Here is a 16,612-nt window from a genome sequence, read left to right on the forward strand (position 1 = left end):
ATGAGTAACGGCAGCCATTCCGCAAAATTCATCAACATGGTCATCGCACTGGTGGCATCCGCCGCCATCGCATTGACCTGCATCGTGCCGACGGCGCTCGCAGAAGACGGCGATGGCACGGACGCCGGCAACGGCGGTTCTACCGTGCAGCCGGCGGGCCCGGTGCCGAATATCATCATCACCAACTTCACGTATGGCGACGGTTCCGTGGCGGTCGGCACGAATTTCGATCTTGGCTTCACCTTCCAGAATATGGGCAAGGTCGCGGTCAGCAATATGGTCGTGACCGTTGACGGCGGCGAGAATTTCGCCATTTCCGGCGGTACGAACACGTTCTATTACGATTCGCTGTGGGCGGGTTACTCGCTGACGCAGACTGTGCCCATGCAGGTGCTGTCGAGCGCGAAGAACGGTGCGCAGGGCATCGATATCAACTTCAAATACGAGTATGTCGATGGCGACACTCGCAACTCCAACACTTCGGATATTAAGATTTCCGTACCTGTTTCACAGCCTGACCGTTTCGAACTGGGTGATCCCGTGCTTCCCGACACCGTCAATGCTGGCGAGGAATCCACTATTTCCATGGACTATGTGAACAAGGGCAAGGGGGATGTGTCCAACGTCGAAGCGTCCATCGAGGGCGACGGCATCACCGCCACACAAGCCACACAGTATATCGGCAATGTGGCATCCGGCGCTTCCGGCTCCATTGGATTCGCGTTCACTGCAGCTGCGGCCGGCGAATATGATGCCAAGCTGAAGGTGATGTACGAGGATGCCAATGGCCAGCAGCAGACCAAGGAATCGCCGGTGAAGATCACGGTGTCTGAGGCGCCGGCCCCCGTCGATCCAGGCACGGATGTTGGCCCTCAGGAAAACCAGGGCATTCCGGCTTGGGTGTGGATTGTCGTTGCCGCGGCTGTCGTTGCTGTGATCGCCATTGTGGTCGTAGTGGTTGTGCGTCGTCGTAAGAAGGCGAAGAAGGCGGCTGAGGATGATGATTGGGATTGGGATTCCACCGATTCGCATGCCGGAACTGATACTGATGGCACTGCCGATACGGCTGGCACCACGGCAGGCGCTATTGATGCGCCGACCCAGGTGATTGATTCCGTGCCCTCCGTCAAGGAGTGAGCATGCGTTTTTCGGATATTGCACGTTCGTGCATGCAGAATCTGCTGCGTCGCAAATCACGTACGGTTCTTACGGTGCTTGGTGTGATCGTCGGTTGCTGTTCGATCGTGCTCATGATTTCCATTGGCCAGGGCATCAACGAACAGAACAAACAGATGCTCAAAAACATGGGCAACCTGAACGACATCACCGTATATGCGGACGGCGGAGGTTCGCATTCTATGGCAACGTCATCCAGCGTGAGCGGTGCTGGCAGTGAACAGGCGAAACTCGACGATGACGCCGTGCAGAATTTCCGCAGCATTGCCGGTGTGGCTGGAGTGCTTCCGCAGAAAACGATGTCATACAGTGTGGATGCCACGCAAGGAGCTGGTTCCCGGTACGTGTCGCAATATGTCAACGTGGTGGGAGTCGACGTAACGCAATTGGAAGAATCCGGCTATAAATTGGCCAGCGGACGTCTTCCGATGCGTGCCGGCGAAGTGTTGGCGGGCAAATCCTTCGTGTATTCGTTCTACGACAAGTATGCGTCAGATTCGAGCAATCATCGTATAGAAGCGGGCGGTTATTACTGTGATGAGCACGGTTGCGTCCAATCCGAAGGCGAAGACCCGTTCTTCGATATACTGAACTCCAAAATCACACTGATCACCGGAGCCAACTATCAAAGTCCCGACGACTACCGCAAGGTGGGCAGCGGATCCGTGGCGCCATCCGATTCCGGCAGTGGTGAGAGTCCCACCATTACCATGCCATATACTGTGGTGGGTGTCATTGATTCCTCCGCCAACAACTATGATGCGTTCACTTCCGGCATTGTGATGAGCATCGACGATATGAAAACGTTGAACGTCAAAATATCGGGGGATACCAAGGCCAACACGTCAAGCAAGGTCGTTTACGATCAGGTACTGGTGCACACCCAAGACATTAAAGACGTTGCCGACGTTGAAGCGCAAATCAAGGGCGCCGGTTATCAGACTTCCTCGTTTGAGCAAACGCGTAAGGAGATCGAAAAGCAGTCGCGGGGCATCCAGTTGGCGTTGGGCGGCATTGGTGCGGTGTCGTTCTTCGTTGCCGCGATTGGCATTGCCAACACCATGATCATGTCGGTGTCGGAACGTACTCGCGAAATCGGCATTATGAAGGCTCTCGGCTGCTATGTGCGCGATATTCGCATGATGTTCCTATGTGAGGCTGGCGCGATTGGGCTAGTTGGCGGTGTGATTGCCTGCCTGATTTCCGCAATCGGTTCGATAGGCATCAATATGGCGTCTTTGGGTGGATTCAGTGTTGAGAATTTCGGCAAGGCGATTATGGGCGGCGACGATGTGAGTCGTATTTCGGTGATTCCATGGTGGCTTTTTGTGGTGGCCATGCTGTTTTCGATTGCCGTTGGCGTGATCGCAGGTTTCGGTCCTGCCAATAAGGCTGTGAAGATTCCGGCTTTGGATGCCATCAAGAATGATCAGTGATTGCTGATTATGGATTGCTGATTGCGTGACTGATTACAGATTGGCGGGAATGGTCTTGCGGATATAACGACCGTTCCCACCAATTCGTTGATACACATTAATTATTCGTTGAGAATACCGTGAATTCGAGAGACGATGGTTGCCGCGGTCAATCCGTAACGTTCATTAAGCTCGTCAAGCGGCACTCGATCGGTGAACTCTTTGGATGCACCAAAATTCAGCACACGAACGTGAGAAGCTTTGGCATTATTGGAATTTGCGTAGAACGCGGTGACCTTCTCACCCCATCCGCCTTCCAACTGGCCATCCTCCAACGTAACGACCAAACGATGCCCATCGGCAAGCATCGTCAGCAATTCGGCATCCATCGTGGAATACTGCAATGCGTCAACAAGCGTCGCAGTGATCGCAGCATGCGTCTCATCATCTTCAGCAAGCGTCGACGTGACTTCCGCAGCCAACGGCATGGTGTTACCGAGTCCAAGAATCGCAACATCTTTGCCGGGCTGAACAATCTGATAGCGGGAGAATGGGCATTCCCCGGCAATATTGACGGCTGGATCATGCTCTTCGGCACGCTGCAACGGGTCGAATGCCATATCGGTGGCACGTTCAAGTGAGAGAATCTGCTCGCCAGGCATACGAATCGCCACCACGCCATGGTCGGACGGGCCGGTTGCCCAAGCCAGCATGTCAAGCATCTGTTCGCCGCTTGCGGGAGCCAAACAGGTCACGTCAGGAACATTGGCGAACATCGTCATATCGAATGTGCCTGAATGCGTGTTGTCGGCTCCGGAAATTCCCGCACCGAAAATCAGCAGTGTGGCAGGAACATGATTCAACGCCAACTCTTGTTGCAGCTGGTCGAAGGTGCGCTGGAAGAACGTGGCGGAAGTCGCAAGCACGGGGCGGCCGCCCGCTTTGGCGATGCCCGCGGCGAACGCAGCCGCATGCTCTTCCGTAATGCCGGTATCAACGTAATGCGCGCCCGCACGCTCGCGAAAATCTCGTGTGATGCCGTTCGATCCAGGGGTTGCGGGGGAGATGACCACCAATCCTGGCTCGTTGCTGAAACGGCGTTCCAACGATGCCATGGCCATTTCGCCATAGTATTTGCGTGCGTCGAGCGGTTTGCCGAGTGAGGCCTCCGGATCCTGCCAATGATTGGCCTCGCATTTGCCCGCATGAGGTTGAGGATTGGTCTGATTGCAGCCGTCCGAACCTTTGTCGAACTCCTCGCCATCGTCGAAGCCCAAGCCTTTGGTAGTGTGAATATGCACTACGATCGGGTGGTCGATACCTTTGACCTCGTTCAACACCTCCACTAGCGTGTCAACATCATTGCCCTGCTCCACGTAGCGGTAATCCAAGCCGAATGCCTTGAACAGGTTCAGTTCCGCCGTGCCATCTGACGCACGTAACTTGGCAAGCTGGCCGTACATGCCACCGAAATCCTCAGCGATCGACATTTCATTGTCATTGACGATGATGATGAGATTGCCGCCCTGTTCAGCCGCGTTATTTAGCCCCTCGAAAGCGATTGCTGAACTCAAAGAACCGTCTCCGATAATGGCGACGACATTGCCGATAGCGCTTTCGCCTGTTGCAATGCGTTGCATATCGCGGGTTTTGGCGAGACCGCACGCGAGTGAAATCGAAGTGCCGGTATGACCAAGTACAAACGAATCATGCTCGCTTTCCAACGGATTGGTGAAACCGGTAACCTCGCCGAATCGGGATTCGTCGAGATACGCTTCGGCACGTCCGGTAAGCATCTTGTGCACGTAGCTTTGGTGTGACACGTCGAAAATAAAACGGTCGTGAGGCGAGTTGAACACGCGATGCAAGGCCACGGTGAGTTCCACCACGCCAAGATTTGAGCCGATATGCCCGCCATGCTTCCTGCCGTAATCAAGTAGCGTGGTGCGGATTTCAAAGCATAAATCGCGTAATTGTTGGGCTGAAAGGGCATGTACGTCCGCAGGAGTGTGAATCGAACTCAAAATGCCAGCGGTCATCGTGCGCAATCACCCTTCCCTACGATCAGTGCAACCAAATGCGAAATCTTATCCCACTGTATGCCCCGACGAGGGTGTTTACGGGCAAAGGAGCGCAAAGTCTTCTCAACTTGAGGCACAATAGAGGTGTTTGCAATCGTGAAAAGCCGTTATTCGCAAAGGAGCGCGAACATGAAAGCCGTATATGCCACCGGAACGAATTATGATGATCCGCTGTCTATGCTTGAAGTGGGCGATATGCCCGAACTGGAAACCAAGCCATTCTGGTCCACCATTCGTGTGAAATCAGCGAGCGTGAACCATCATGACGTGTGGAGTCTGCAAGGTGTGGGGCTTGCCGACGAGCAGACGCCGATGATTCTCGGCACCGATGCGGCTGGCGTGCTGCAAGAAGACATTCCCGTGAGCAAGGGGCTTAAGGCCGGCTCCGAAGTGGTGCTGTACACGCTCATCGGCACCGATGGGGCCGGAGTCATGCCGGGGGAGCGTCGTTCGATTCTTTCCGAACGATATGCGGGAACCATGGCCGAATGCACGCAGGTGCCCAGCGCCAACGTGTTCGCCAAGCCTGAGAATCTCAACTTCGATGAGGCTGCAGCATTGGGCACCAGCTGGCTTACTGCATATTCTTTGCTGTTCACGTCGGCGAATGTGAAGCCGGGAGATACGGTGCTTGTTCAAGGTGCCGGCGGAGGCGTGTCGACCGCTGCGATCCAGCTTGCCCATGCGGCTGGATTGGAAGTGTTTGTTACCTCACGTAGCGAAGACAAGCGCAATCGTGCATTGGAAATCGGCGCTGACGCGGTGTTCGAATCGGGTGCGCGACTGCCTCGCAAGGTGGATGCCGTCATCGAATCCGTCGGAGCGTCCACTTGGAGCCATTCCGTCAAATCCGTGCGCCCGGGAGGCACCATCGCCATCTGCGGCGCGACCACGGGCGATCAGCCTGGCGCCGAACTTACGAGAATCTTCTTCCAAGATATTCGTGTGCAAGGCAATACCATGGGTTCTCGCGAGGATTTCGCACGCCTGTTGAAATTCGTGGAACATGCCGATCTGCACCCGGTCATCGACTCCGCATATGCGATCGATGATGCGCGACTTGCGTTTTCCAAAATCGTGAATGGCGACGTTTTCGGGAAAATCATGTTACACATCTAGCCGATTGCGTAAAGTAAGCGGTGTTCAAGAACATGTTCTTTTGGATTCTTTCGGAGGTCCTTGATGGCAGACAACAAGCCTGAAGTCGCAGTGATTATGGGGTCGGCGAGCGATTGGGAAACCATGAAGCACGCCTGCGAGATGCTTGACCAGTTCGAAGTGCCGTACATGAAGCAGGTGATTTCCGCGCACCGCACCCCGGAATTGATGGGTGAATTCGCGCATAATGCCCGTGCCAACGGCCTGAAGGTCATTATCGCCGGCGCTGGCGGCGCGGCACACCTGCCGGGTATGGTGGCGGCCCAGACTACTCTGCCGGTCATCGGCGTGCCGGTGCGTTCCCATGCGTTGTCCGGCTGGGATTCGCTGTTGTCCATCGTTCAGATGCCGGGCGGTATTCCGGTCGCCACCACTGCGGTCGGCAATTCCGGTGCCACAAACGCGGGCCTTTTGGCTGTGAGCATTCTGAGCACTACCGATGAGCGTCTGGCCAATGCCCTGCAGGAATACCGTGACTCGCTGAAGGAAAAGGTGGCTGAATCCAATGCCCAGCTTGTCTGAGGAAACCAACGGCCGTGTTGAAAGGCTGATGCCGGGTGCCACCATCGGCATCATCGGTGGCGGTCAGCTTGGCCGTATGATGGCGTTGTCTGCCCGCTATATGGGCTTCCGCATCGGAGTTCTCGACCCGACACCGGACTGCCCGACTGCGCAGGTGGCTGATTTCCAGGTCACTGCCGAATATGACGACATCACCGCAATCCGCGAACTGGCCGAAAAATCCGATGTACTCACGTACGAGTTCGAAAACGTGAACGCTGACGCCATCGACGAAGTGCGCGCGCTTGCAGCGGCACCGCAAGGCACCGATCTGCTGCGTGTCACGCAGGATCGCGTCAACGAGAAGCAATTCATCAACGACCATGGCACGCCGACCGCACCGTGGAAGGCCGTCAACAGTGTTGAGGAGCTTGACTCGGCACTCGATGAGATTCACTACCCGGCCGTGCTCAAAACCCGTTCCGGCGGTTATGATGGCCATGGCCAGACGGTACTGAAATCCGATGCCGATCTTGAAAAGGTGCGTGCCCGTGCCGATCGTGGTGGCGGATTCCCCCCAAGCATTCTCGAAGGCTTCGTTGACTTCGCATTCGAAGCAAGCATTCTCGTTGCAGGCAACGGCAAGGATTACGTGACCTTCCCGATTGTGCGTAACGAGCATCGCAACAATATCCTGCATATGACCATTGCTCCTGCCGAAGTCAGCGAAGCCGTGGCGAAGGAGGCGCACGAACTCGCGTTGCGCTTGGCGCAGGGCTTCGAATTGGCGGGCATTCTCGCCATCGAACTGTTCGTCACCAAGGATGAGCGGGTCATTGTCAACGAGCTTGCGCCTCGTCCGCATAATTCCGGCCATTACACCATCGAGGCATGCTCGTTCGATCAATTCGACGCGCATATCCGAGGCATCGCGGGTTGGCCGCTCGAACAGCCTGAACTACTCAAGCCGGCCGTCATGGTCAATGTGCTCGGCCAGCATGTGGCACCGACCCGTGCGCTGATCGCCGAGCATCCGGAATGGAGCATGCACGACTATTGCAAGGCTGAAGTGCGCCATGACCGCAAGATGGGTCATATTACCGTGCTGACCAACGATACTGAGCGGACCGTGGCCGATCTTGAGCGGACTGGCTGCTGGGATGATTTGAAATAAACCTAGACGGTAGGTTTCGCGCGCCGGCCTTTCCTTCAAGGATTGGTCGGCGCGCGAAGTCATCAAGGATGGACGTAGATTGGCAGACGGACGCGTGGAGCGCAATACCAAACAAAAAGAACTGATTCATGATGCTCTGAAGGCGAGCGATGAATTCATTTCCGCACAGGATCTGCATCGCAAGCTGGAAGACGAAGACGTGAAAGTGGGACTCGCCACCGTATATCGTCAGTTGAACGCGTTGGCTGAGGCTGGGGAAGCCGACACTGTGCGTTTGGAAGGTCAGCAGCTGTTCCGTCTGTGCGGCGATGATGGACATCACCATCATCTCGTATGCACGAACTGCGGCAAAACCGTGGAAATCGAATCACCATCCGAAACATGGCTACGTGGCATCAGTACAAAATATGGTTTTACCATCGAACGGCATACGCTGGAAGTATTCGGACTCTGCTCCGACTGCCAGAACAAGGTGCGTTAGTAATTCCAGCAATCGTAGTGAGAATGTACTCGAATGGCGAAATCATACGAAATGAGATATCGCCATCCAAACTGCCTGTACCCCCATTATGTTTTTGCGTTTTCATCGGTATATCCATAAGAAAATCAGAAGAAACTGTGGATGAAATCGATCATTATATCTTTTTGTCAGATATAGTCGCGAAAATGGTGCCTTAGTGTCGCCGTAAGGCGGGAAACGAAGTGAACTGACACGTTACGAGTGGAGAGACACACTTGACGAACGAATCCGTGAATAACGAGACGATTGAGGAACTGAGGATCTCGACGATCGATCCAAACGCACCCGCCAAGGAACGTAAGGAATTCCCCGGGTGGTTGTACGGCGTACTGTTTGTGGTATTCGATATCATCGGCGTGGCCGCGCTACAGATCGGCGTTAGCCAAGCCACCACACGCGTCAAGCTATCGAACAACATGTGGCTGACTGGTTGGGGCTTCGTCACCAAAATGTTCACCAGCCTCAACTTCGTGGCCGTGCTCAACCTGATTCTGTGGGGCATGCTCTATGTGATACTGCTCATGCTCATCAACCGTTTCTGGATTGCCACTCCCATTTTTTTGGCGGTGACGTTCATTAGCGCGGTGATTGAACATTTCAAAGTATCCATACGATATGAGGCGATTCTGCCCAGTGACTTGAACTTCCTGAAAGCCGACGCGGGCAACCTCATGAGCTTCATGCCGGCCGGAGCGCAATGGACGATTTTGCTTGCGGTTGGAATTTTTGCCTGTTTTGTCTCATTGTTCGTGTTTTTGAATCACCGCGATGGACGTCATGGCAAGCTGTTTCGTGGGGACGACAAGCAGTCGCGTTCGTTGAATGCGATTGTGCGCCTGTTGCTGATCATCGTACCGGGAACGTTCTTCACACTGTATTCCATGCAGGTAAGCACCGTTGGATCTTGGGCGAAAAACTTTTCTTCCGCAATGGGCGATATGCCTTCCATGTGGGATTCCGTATACGATGCTCAGCGTAATGGTCCGCTGGTGGCGTTTACCCGCCAGCTCAATCCGAGAGTCATGGTCAAGCCGGATAATTATTCCGAGGAAACCATGAAGGATGTCGCGGCCCGCTATACGAAGGAAGCGAAGAAGATCAACTCGAAACGCTCCGCGAATATGACCGACAGCACAGTGATCTATGTGTTGTCTGAATCGTTCTCCGACCCGTCTCGTGTGCCGGGATTGAAGGTCAACAAGGATTCCATGCCCAACATCCGCTCCATCAAAGAGGACACAACTTCCGGTTTGATGCTTTCGTCCGGATATGGTGGTGGAACCGCCAATCTTGAATATATGGGATTGACCGGTTTGAGCATGGCGAATTTCGATTCGTCGCTTACCAGCCCATACCAGCAGCTCGTGCCGAGCGAGCATTGGACGCCGACCATCAACCAGCTGTGGGGTGCGGCGAAGAATTCCATCGGACTTCATCCGTATGAATCGTCCATGTATTCACGTGCCACCAACTATAAGAAGTTCGGATTCTCGCACTTCTATACGTTGACCGGTCCGGACGTCATCTCGCATCAAGACAAGATCGACGATTCGCCGTATGTGTCGGATGAGGCCACGTATAAGAGCACCATTGAAGAGGTTGAGAAAACCGACGGCAACCAGTTCCTGCAGGTCATCACCATGCAGAATCACATGCCATACCACGATTGGTATAAGAACAACGATTTCAAGGCCGAATCCACTACGGACACTCCTTTGGAGGACGATGAGAAGGAGTCCATCGAAACCTATCAGAAAGGTGTGGCTCTGACCGACGAAGCGACCGCCGACTTCCTCGACAAGCTCGACGCCATCGACAAGCCGATCACCGTAGTATTCTACGGCGATCATTTGCCAGGCATTTATTCGTCCGCTTCCGAAGATGATAACAATTCGCTTGCCTTGCACCTGACAGATTATTTCATCTGGTCCAACAAGGCGTCCAGCTCGCAAGGCAACGAGATTGACAACGCCGACTATTCGTCGCCGAACTTCTTCGTGGCGCAGGCCGCCGAGCATATGGACGCCAAGGTGTCCCCATATCTGGCGTTCCTCACGCAAATGCATGAGAAGATCTCCGCCATGGAGCCGCCAGTCGTCAACAATATCCAAGGATGGGACCGTATTCCTGAAGGCCAGAACATTTATCTTGATGCTGACGGTAATCCCATGGCTGAAAGCGATTTCGATACGGAAACCAAGCAGCTGCTGGCGGATTATCAGCTTATCCAATATGACATTACGTCAGGAAAGAACTATCTGAAAGATACGGATTTCATGCAATTGCCGTGATATTTGGTAGTACGTGCGAATGCTATCAAATATTCGAACATAATCTGAATAACTGTCAATTATAAATAATTGATGATTTGTGGGATTGTCAATAATAATACAAAGAAGACCTGTGCTGATTGGGCACAGGTCTTCTTTGATAATTGATTGCGCGTTTATATTGCGCTCGCTGTATTACTGCAATGCCTTGGCGCCAATGTCGTGACGGTAGAACATGCCCTTGGTGTCAAGCTTGTCGATAATCGCATACACCTTGTCTTGAGCGGTCTTGATATCGGCGGCAGAGGTCTCGACCAGCAGCACGCGACCGGAATTGGCAACCAGGCCTTCTTCGCTACGAGCAACGCCAGCGTAATACACGTGGGAATCCTCGTCGACTGGAATCTCAGGAATCGCAGCGCCCTTGATCACATCGACAGGATAGCCGTCGGCGGCGAGTACCACACCAAGCGTGGCATTGTCGTTATCCCAAGTGAATTCCGGAGTCTCGCCATTGAGCAGAGCGCTGATGCCAGCGCCGAGATCAGACGTGAGCTTCGGCAGCACGACTTCCGTTTCCGGATCGCCAAAACGAGCATTGAACTCGATGACCTTCGGACCGTCAGCGGTGGCAATCAAGCCAGCGTACAGAATGCCAGTGAACGGCGTTCCCTCATCAGCCATAGCCTGAACGGTCGGCTTTACAATGGTCTCAATAGCGGTATCAACCACATCCTGACCGATCTGCGGAACCGGGCTATACGCACCCATGCCACCGGTATTCGGACCCTTATCGCCATCATATGCGCGCTTATGATCCTGCGAAATCGGCATCGGCCAGAAATCAGTGCCGTTCACAAAGCTCATCAGCGAGAACTCCTGACCCTCCAGGAAGTCCTCGATAACAACCTTCGCACCGGCGTTGCCGAAACGATGATCGACGAAAATGTCTTCAAGAGCGGCGATGGCGGTTTCCTCATCCATGGCGACGGTCACGCCCTTGCCGGCGGCCAAACCGTCAGCCTTGATCACAATCGGAGCGCCATGCTCACGAACATAAGTCGTGGAACGCTCTAAATCGCCGAACGTCTGATACTTTGCGGTCGGAATGCTGTGACGCTCCATCAGCTGCTTGGCGAAATCCTTGGACCCCTCGATCTGTGCGGCGGCCTTGCTCGGACCGAACGCCTTGATGCCAGCCTGAGCGAAATCGTCAACGATGCCCTCGATAAGCGGCACTTCCGGACCGACGAACACCCAGTCATAGCCGTTGTTCTTTACGAAATCAATCAGCGCGGCATGATTGGACGGGTTGATCTGCGTGATGCGGATGCCGTCAAGCTCCATACCTGGATTGCCCGGAGCCACTGTGACTTCGCTGACGCTGCCGCCACGCATAAGCGCATGAGCGATGGCATGCTCGCGTGCACCGGAACCGATGACCAGAACCTTCATGTTTCCTCCTGTTATGTCCCTTCTGGGAAAATCCTATGTTCAGGAAAGTCTTTGGAAATAAAAGGGGGTGGCCGTTATGGCTCACCCCCGTATATGTATTTACTGCAGTTCGACGTCGCTATCGGTCTTCTTGACGATATTGCCGAGCACATAACCGGCTTCGCCATTGGACTTGAGCAATTCCATGGTCTTATCGGCATCTTCGGCGTTGACCGCCAACACCATGCCAATACCCATATTGAAGATGTTGAACATTTCCATATGATCGATTTCGCCGGCCTTCTCGAGCACATCGAAAATTGGCAGTACCGGCCAAGAGCCGAGATTGATGTGCGCAGCCAAGCCGTTCGGAATCATACGCGGAATGTTTTCGATGAAGCCGCCGCCGGTGATATGGGCGACGCCCTTGACCACGCCGGCCTTGAATAGCGGGGAAAGAGCCTTCACATAGATCTTCGTCGGGGTAAGGAGCACGTCGCCGAGCTTTTCGCCATCAAGTTCGTCAAGTACGGTGTCGACCGTGTAGCCGGCCTTCTCGAACAGGGCCTTGCGTACTAGAGAGAAGCCATTGGAATGCACGCCGGTGGACGGCAAGCCAATGAGTACATCGCCTTCAGCGATGGTGGAGCCGTCCACGATTGCGGACTTCTCGGCAACGCCGACCGCGAAACCGGCCAGATCGTACTCGTCTTCGTCATACATACCCGGCATTTCAGCGGTTTCGCCACCGATCAGACCGGAACCAGCCTGTACACAGCCGTCGGCAACGCCAGCCACAACCTGCTCGAGCAGTGCTGGATCGTTCTTGCCACAGGCGATGTAATCCAGGAAGAACAACGGTTCCGCACCCTGAGCGGCAATATCGTTGACGCACATGGCCACACAGTCGATGCCGATGGTGTTGTGCTTGTTGGCCATCTTGGCAACGACCAGTTTGGTGCCGACGCCATCGGTGCCGGAAATCAGTACCGGCTCCTTGTATCCGAGGGAAGCCAGATCGAACAGGCCGCCGAAGCCGCCAATACCGCCGACTACGCCCGGACGGTTGGTGCGAGCCACATGGGACTTGATGCGCTTGACGACTTCGTAACCGGCCTCAACGCTTACGCCGGCTTCTTCATATGCTTTTGGCATATCAAACCTTTCTAGGGTTCAGTGTTCTTCTTGGGGTGAAGTAGTGGTGTATTCGTTGCCTTCGTACTTGCTCTTGTACAGGGCGAATTCAGGCAGTCGGACGCGGTCTTCCGGAGTCAACGACTTCAGGAAATCAGCTTCATAGTCATCCAAGGCGGTCGGATAATCGCCATTGAAATAGGCCACGCACAGACCGCCGTACGGTGCGTCCGCACCCAGACCGATGGATTCGACCAATCCGTCGAGTGACAGGAACGCCAAGGAATCGGCGCCGATGAAATCGCGAATTTCTTCAACGGACTTCTTCGCGGCGATGAGCTCCTTGGTGGTGGAGATGTCGATGCCGTAGAAGCATGGGTATTTCAGCGGCGGCGAGCTGATGCGCATGTGCACTTCGGCTGCGCCGGCTTCCTTAAGCAGCTGCACGATGCGCTTGGACGTGGTGCCGCGCACGATGGAATCGTCGATGACGATCACGCGCTTGCCTTTGACCACGCCGCGCACGGCGGACAGCTTCATGCGCACGCCCTGCTCGCGCAGTTCCTGCGTCGGCTGGATGAAGGTTCGAGCCACATACTGGTTCTTGATCAGGCCCATCTCGTTTGGCAGACCAGCTTCTTCCGCATAGCCGGAGGCCGCGGACAGTGAGGAATTCGGCACGCCAATGACCATATCGGCATCGACCGGCGATTCTTGGGCCAGACGCGCACCCATACGCTTGCGGGCGGAATGCACGTTCACGCCGTAAATATCGGAATCCGGGCGTGCGAAGTAGATGAATTCCATCGAGCAGATGGCCAGCTGGGTCTGGTTCGTGTACTGCACGATCTTGTAGCCGTGATCATCCACGACCACGATTTCGCCCGGGCGGATGTTGCGCACCAGCTCGGCGCCGACGATGTCGAGCGCGCAGGTCTCGGAGGCGAGCACATATGCGCCGTTCTTCATCTTGCCAAGGGAGAGCGGACGGAAGCCGTTCGGATCGAGCGCGCCGATCATGGCGTTCTCGGTCATGATCAGATAGGCGAAGCCGCCATGAACGGTATTGAGCGCTTCCTTGAGCTTGTCCATGAAAGTGCGCTTCGAGGAACGGCGGATGAGGTGCATAAGCACTTCGGTGTCGGAATTGGAGTGGAAGATCGCACCTTCGTCCTCCAGCTTGCGGCGCAGGGACGGGCAGTTGGTGAGGTTGCCGTTGTGGCACAGGGCCATATCTCCATCATGGAAACGGAAGATGAACGGCTGAATGTTGTCGGTGCCGCCAGAGCCGGCAGTGGCGTAGCGCACATGGCCAATCGCCCTGTCTCCCTTCAGGCGTTCGATTTCTCGCTCGTCGCTGAACACCTGGGTCAACAGACCCGTTCCGCGATGACCGATAAGATGACCATTATCGTTAGAGACAATGCCGGCGCCCTCCTGACCGCGATGCTGCAACGCGTGCAAGCCGAAGTAGGTGAGTCGGGCGGCGTCCGGGTGGCCCCAAACGCCGAAAATACCGCATTCCTCGTGGATGTCTTCGAGTTCAGCTGACAAGCCAAAGCTCCTTCCAAAACCATGGAGACAAGGGATTCGCTACCGTTCAACCCTACCAACCGGAGGCTACAAGCGGCAGCTTCCGGGGAGTCCTCGGACTATGTATGAAAAAGGACGAGTAATCGAACAATTGTTCGAATGTTCTGGTATGATGTAATCGTTGGAACCGTAAATCGCGGATGCAGGCTTTGCTGCGGATTATTGCATGGAAGGAGCGTCATGTCCGAACGAACATATGTGGCGGTCGACTTGAAATCCTTTTATGCGTCTTCGGAATGCGTCGAGCATGGTTTTCCGCCACTGTCCACGCATCTGGTGGTGGCGGACCAGTCGCGTACCGACAAAACCATTTGTTTGGCGGTTTCTCCGTCGCTGAAAGAATACGGGTTGCCGGGTCGTGCCCGTCTATTCGAAGTCAAGGCGAAGCTCAAAGAGGTTAATGCGGCACGTCGGGCTGTTGCCCCGGGCGGAGTACTGACGGGAAAATCGTATGATGCGAAAGCGCTCGCTGATAATCCGAATCTGGCCGCGGACGTGTTTATAGCCAAGCCGCGCATGTCGCATTATCTGGCGATGAGTGCGAAAATCTACGGTATTTACTTGAAATACGTGTCGGCGGATGACATCCATGTCTATTCGGTGGACGAGGTGTTCATGGATGTCACTGGGTATCTACGCGCCTACGGCAAAGGCGTGGAGGAGATGACGCGCGACATTATCCATGACATTCATGCTCAGACTGGTATCACCGCTACAGCGGGTATTGGCACGAACATGTATCTGGCCAAGGTTGCCATGGACATTGTGGCCAAGCATATCCAGACAGGGGAGGACGGCATCCGCATTGCCAGGCTGGACGAGATGTCGTATCGGAAACTGTTGTGGGGGCATCGTCCGATTACTGATTTTTGGCGTGTTGGACGAGGATATGCGAAAAAGCTCGAGGCTCAGGGCTTGTTGACCATGGGGGATATCGCACGTTGCTCGATGGGACGCGCCGATGAGTATTACAACGAGGATCTGCTGTACCGCATGTTTGGCATGAACGCCGAACTGCTTATCGACCATGCGTGGGGTTGGGAACCATGCACTATCGCCGACATCAAAGCGTATAAGCCAGCTGGTCATAGTATGAGTTCGGGGCAGGTGCTTACGGGCGCGGTCGGTTTTGACTCGGCGCGGCTGATTGTGCGCGAGATGGCGGATACGTTGTCGTTGGATTTGGTGGCGAAGGGCATGAGGGCCAGCAGGGTGGGGATGATGATCGGCTACGATACGGCGAGCCTTGATCCGAAACGGCTTGGCAAGGATGCTCCCGCCGAGCTGAAGACGATTGCCGAGCGTGCTGCAGCGACGTATGACGGTCCGGTCTCGCTTGACAGGTATGGCCGCCGTGTTCCCAAGCCGGCTACGGGGTCGATCGCATTGTCGGGACCTACGTCAGCGACGTCCCGCATATGCGATGCCGTGGATGAACTGTTCTGCTCAATTGTCGACAGGCGATTGCTGGTCCGCCGTCTGAATGTGGTCGCAGCAGATTTGCTGACGGCCGATCAATTTGCGCGGCGGCGGCAGTCCGATATGTCCGAATATATGCAACCTGATTTGTTCGATGCTTTGAACTCGTCATCGGATTCCAGCATTGCTGATGCGGCTGGAGATGAGGGGCTTTACGATAACGCTTTCCCAGGCTGTTCGCAAAACAACTCATCCGAAAGGCCGTCCAGCGGTGCGTCGTGCGATGATGCCGAACTGCATATGCAGCAGACGCTTCTGAACATCAAGCGTAAATTCGGCAAGAATTCCGTCATCAAAGCCATGGATATGTTCGATGATGCCACCGGCCGGCAGCGTAACCAGCAGATTGGAGGCCATGCGGCATGAGCCTTACGCAAACCCATCGCTATGACGACATCATCGGTCTGCCGCACCATCAGTCGAGGCTCCACTCACGCATGCCCCGGTCCGGCAGGGCGGCGCAGTTCATGCCCTTCGCCGCGCTGACGGGGTACGAGGCGGTGATCGAGCATGCGGCGCTCGCCAACGAGGAGGCCGTGGCCAGGGCCAATGCCCCGGTCGACGTGGCGGACGGCTATATGCCTGCCTGATCCGTCCGAGTAATGTAGTCGTTGGTCTCTGATGGAGGGGCGGCGCTGCGGGGCGCGCTCGGGCAACGGTGACGGCCCGTGCCGTCG

The 16,612-nt window shown here is 55.1% G+C and carries 13 protein-coding genes; 9 read left to right on the forward strand and 4 right to left on the reverse strand.

The window, feature by feature from the left end; translation table 11 throughout:
- Nucleotides 1-1,137, forward strand: a complete 1,137-nt coding sequence (locus BBCT_RS02595) for a CARDB domain-containing protein (protein WP_033512649.1) — start codon at nt 1-3, stop codon at nt 1,135-1,137.
- Nucleotides 1,138-1,139: 2 nt separating this feature from the next.
- Nucleotides 1,140-2,612 (forward strand): ABC transporter permease, encoded by a 1,473-nt coding sequence (locus tag BBCT_RS02600; protein WP_033512647.1) that lies wholly within the window; start codon nt 1,140-1,142, stop codon nt 2,610-2,612.
- Between the two features lie 101 nt (nt 2,613-2,713).
- Here BBCT_RS02600 and BBCT_RS02605 read toward each other — a convergent pair whose 3' ends face one another.
- Complete coding sequence (locus BBCT_RS02605) at nt 2,714-4,630, reverse strand: 1-deoxy-D-xylulose-5-phosphate synthase (RefSeq protein WP_003836412.1); 1,917 nt, start codon at nt 4,628-4,630, stop codon at nt 2,714-2,716.
- Between the two features lie 171 nt (nt 4,631-4,801).
- Between BBCT_RS02605 and BBCT_RS02610 the strand changes: the two genes are divergently transcribed.
- The 5 genes from BBCT_RS02610 to BBCT_RS02630 all read left to right on the forward strand — a co-directional run bounded on the left by BBCT_RS02610 (nt 4,802) and on the right by BBCT_RS02630 (nt 10,316).
- Complete coding sequence (locus BBCT_RS02610; RefSeq protein WP_003836413.1) at nt 4,802-5,791, forward strand: zinc-binding dehydrogenase; 990 nt, start codon at nt 4,802-4,804, stop codon at nt 5,789-5,791.
- A 63-nt stretch (nt 5,792-5,854) separates the two neighbouring features.
- Nucleotides 5,855-6,352 (forward strand): 5-(carboxyamino)imidazole ribonucleotide mutase, encoded by a 498-nt coding sequence (gene purE, locus BBCT_RS02615; protein WP_003836415.1) that lies wholly within the window; start codon nt 5,855-5,857, stop codon nt 6,350-6,352.
- Nucleotides 6,336-7,505 (forward strand): 5-(carboxyamino)imidazole ribonucleotide synthase, encoded by a 1,170-nt coding sequence (gene purK / locus BBCT_RS02620; protein ID WP_003836416.1) that lies wholly within the window; start codon nt 6,336-6,338, stop codon nt 7,503-7,505. The genes purE and purK overlap by 17 nt, the downstream gene beginning before the upstream one ends.
- A gap of 79 nt (nt 7,506-7,584) precedes the next feature.
- The gene (locus BBCT_RS02625; RefSeq protein ID WP_033512644.1) at nt 7,585-7,986 is read left to right on the forward strand and encodes a Fur family transcriptional regulator; all 402 of its coding nucleotides are present in this window, start codon (nt 7,585-7,587) and stop codon (nt 7,984-7,986) included.
- Nucleotides 7,987-8,240: 254 nt separating this feature from the next.
- The gene (locus tag BBCT_RS02630) at nt 8,241-10,316 is read left to right on the forward strand and encodes an LTA synthase family protein (RefSeq protein WP_003836420.1); all 2,076 of its coding nucleotides are present in this window, start codon (nt 8,241-8,243) and stop codon (nt 10,314-10,316) included.
- 174 nt (nt 10,317-10,490) lie between these two features.
- Here the strand turns inward: BBCT_RS02630 and purD are convergent, their stop codons facing one another.
- The 3 genes from purD to purF all read right to left on the reverse strand — a co-directional run bounded on the left by purD (nt 10,491) and on the right by purF (nt 14,417).
- Nucleotides 10,491-11,750 carry a phosphoribosylamine--glycine ligase gene (gene purD / locus BBCT_RS02635; protein ID WP_003836421.1) on the reverse strand — a complete coding sequence of 420 codons (1,260 nt, stop codon included), beginning with the start codon at nt 11,748-11,750 and terminating at the stop codon, nt 10,491-10,493.
- A gap of 99 nt (nt 11,751-11,849) precedes the next feature.
- Nucleotides 11,850-12,884, reverse strand: a complete 1,035-nt coding sequence (purM, locus tag BBCT_RS02640; protein ID WP_003836423.1) for a phosphoribosylformylglycinamidine cyclo-ligase — start codon at nt 12,882-12,884, stop codon at nt 11,850-11,852.
- Nucleotides 12,885-12,902: 18 nt separating this feature from the next.
- Nucleotides 12,903-14,417: an amidophosphoribosyltransferase gene (purF, locus tag BBCT_RS02645; RefSeq protein ID WP_033512641.1), complete on the reverse strand. Its 1,515-nt coding sequence runs from the start codon at nt 14,415-14,417 to the stop codon at nt 12,903-12,905.
- A gap of 219 nt (nt 14,418-14,636) precedes the next feature.
- On the opposite strand from purF, the gene BBCT_RS02650 reads away from it, so the two are divergent.
- On the forward strand, nt 14,637-16,301 hold the full coding sequence (locus BBCT_RS02650) for a Y-family DNA polymerase (RefSeq protein ID WP_003836427.1): 1,665 nt from the start codon (nt 14,637-14,639) through the stop codon (nt 16,299-16,301).
- Nucleotides 16,298-16,525 (forward strand): hypothetical protein, encoded by a 228-nt coding sequence (locus tag BBCT_RS02655; protein WP_003836430.1) that lies wholly within the window; start codon nt 16,298-16,300, stop codon nt 16,523-16,525. The genes BBCT_RS02650 and BBCT_RS02655 overlap by 4 nt, the downstream gene beginning before the upstream one ends.
- Nucleotides 16,526-16,612 lie beyond the last annotated feature (87 nt).

The sequence above is a fragment of the Bifidobacterium catenulatum DSM 16992 = JCM 1194 = LMG 11043 genome (assembly GCF_001025195.1).
GTDB classification, from domain to species: domain Bacteria; phylum Actinomycetota; class Actinomycetes; order Actinomycetales; family Bifidobacteriaceae; genus Bifidobacterium; species Bifidobacterium catenulatum.

What these genes read in the sequence shown, in the direction of transcription:
- purK (WP_003836416.1), top strand. Translation starts at nt 6,336, where the DNA reads ATGCCCAGCTTGTCTGAGGAAACCAACGGCCGTGTTGAAAGGCTGATG.
- BBCT_RS02600 (WP_033512647.1), top strand. Translation starts at nt 1,140, where the DNA reads ATGCGTTTTTCGGATATTGCACGTTCGTGCATGCAGAATCTGCTGCGT.
- purE (WP_003836415.1), top strand. Translation starts at nt 5,855, where the DNA reads ATGGCAGACAACAAGCCTGAAGTCGCAGTGATTATGGGGTCGGCGAGC.
- purD (WP_003836421.1), bottom strand. Translation starts at nt 11,750, where the DNA reads ATGAAGGTTCTGGTCATCGGTTCCGGTGCACGCGAGCATGCCATCGCT.
- BBCT_RS02650 (WP_003836427.1), top strand. Translation starts at nt 14,637, where the DNA reads ATGTCCGAACGAACATATGTGGCGGTCGACTTGAAATCCTTTTATGCG.
- BBCT_RS02610 (WP_003836413.1), top strand. Translation starts at nt 4,802, where the DNA reads ATGAAAGCCGTATATGCCACCGGAACGAATTATGATGATCCGCTGTCT.
- BBCT_RS02605 (WP_003836412.1), bottom strand. Translation starts at nt 4,630, where the DNA reads ATGACCGCTGGCATTTTGAGTTCGATTCACACTCCTGCGGACGTACAT.
- purM (WP_003836423.1), bottom strand. Translation starts at nt 12,884, where the DNA reads ATGCCAAAAGCATATGAAGAAGCCGGCGTAAGCGTTGAGGCCGGTTAC.
- BBCT_RS02595 (WP_033512649.1), top strand. Translation starts at nt 1, where the DNA reads ATGAGTAACGGCAGCCATTCCGCAAAATTCATCAACATGGTCATCGCA.
- BBCT_RS02655 (WP_003836430.1), top strand. Translation starts at nt 16,298, where the DNA reads ATGAGCCTTACGCAAACCCATCGCTATGACGACATCATCGGTCTGCCG.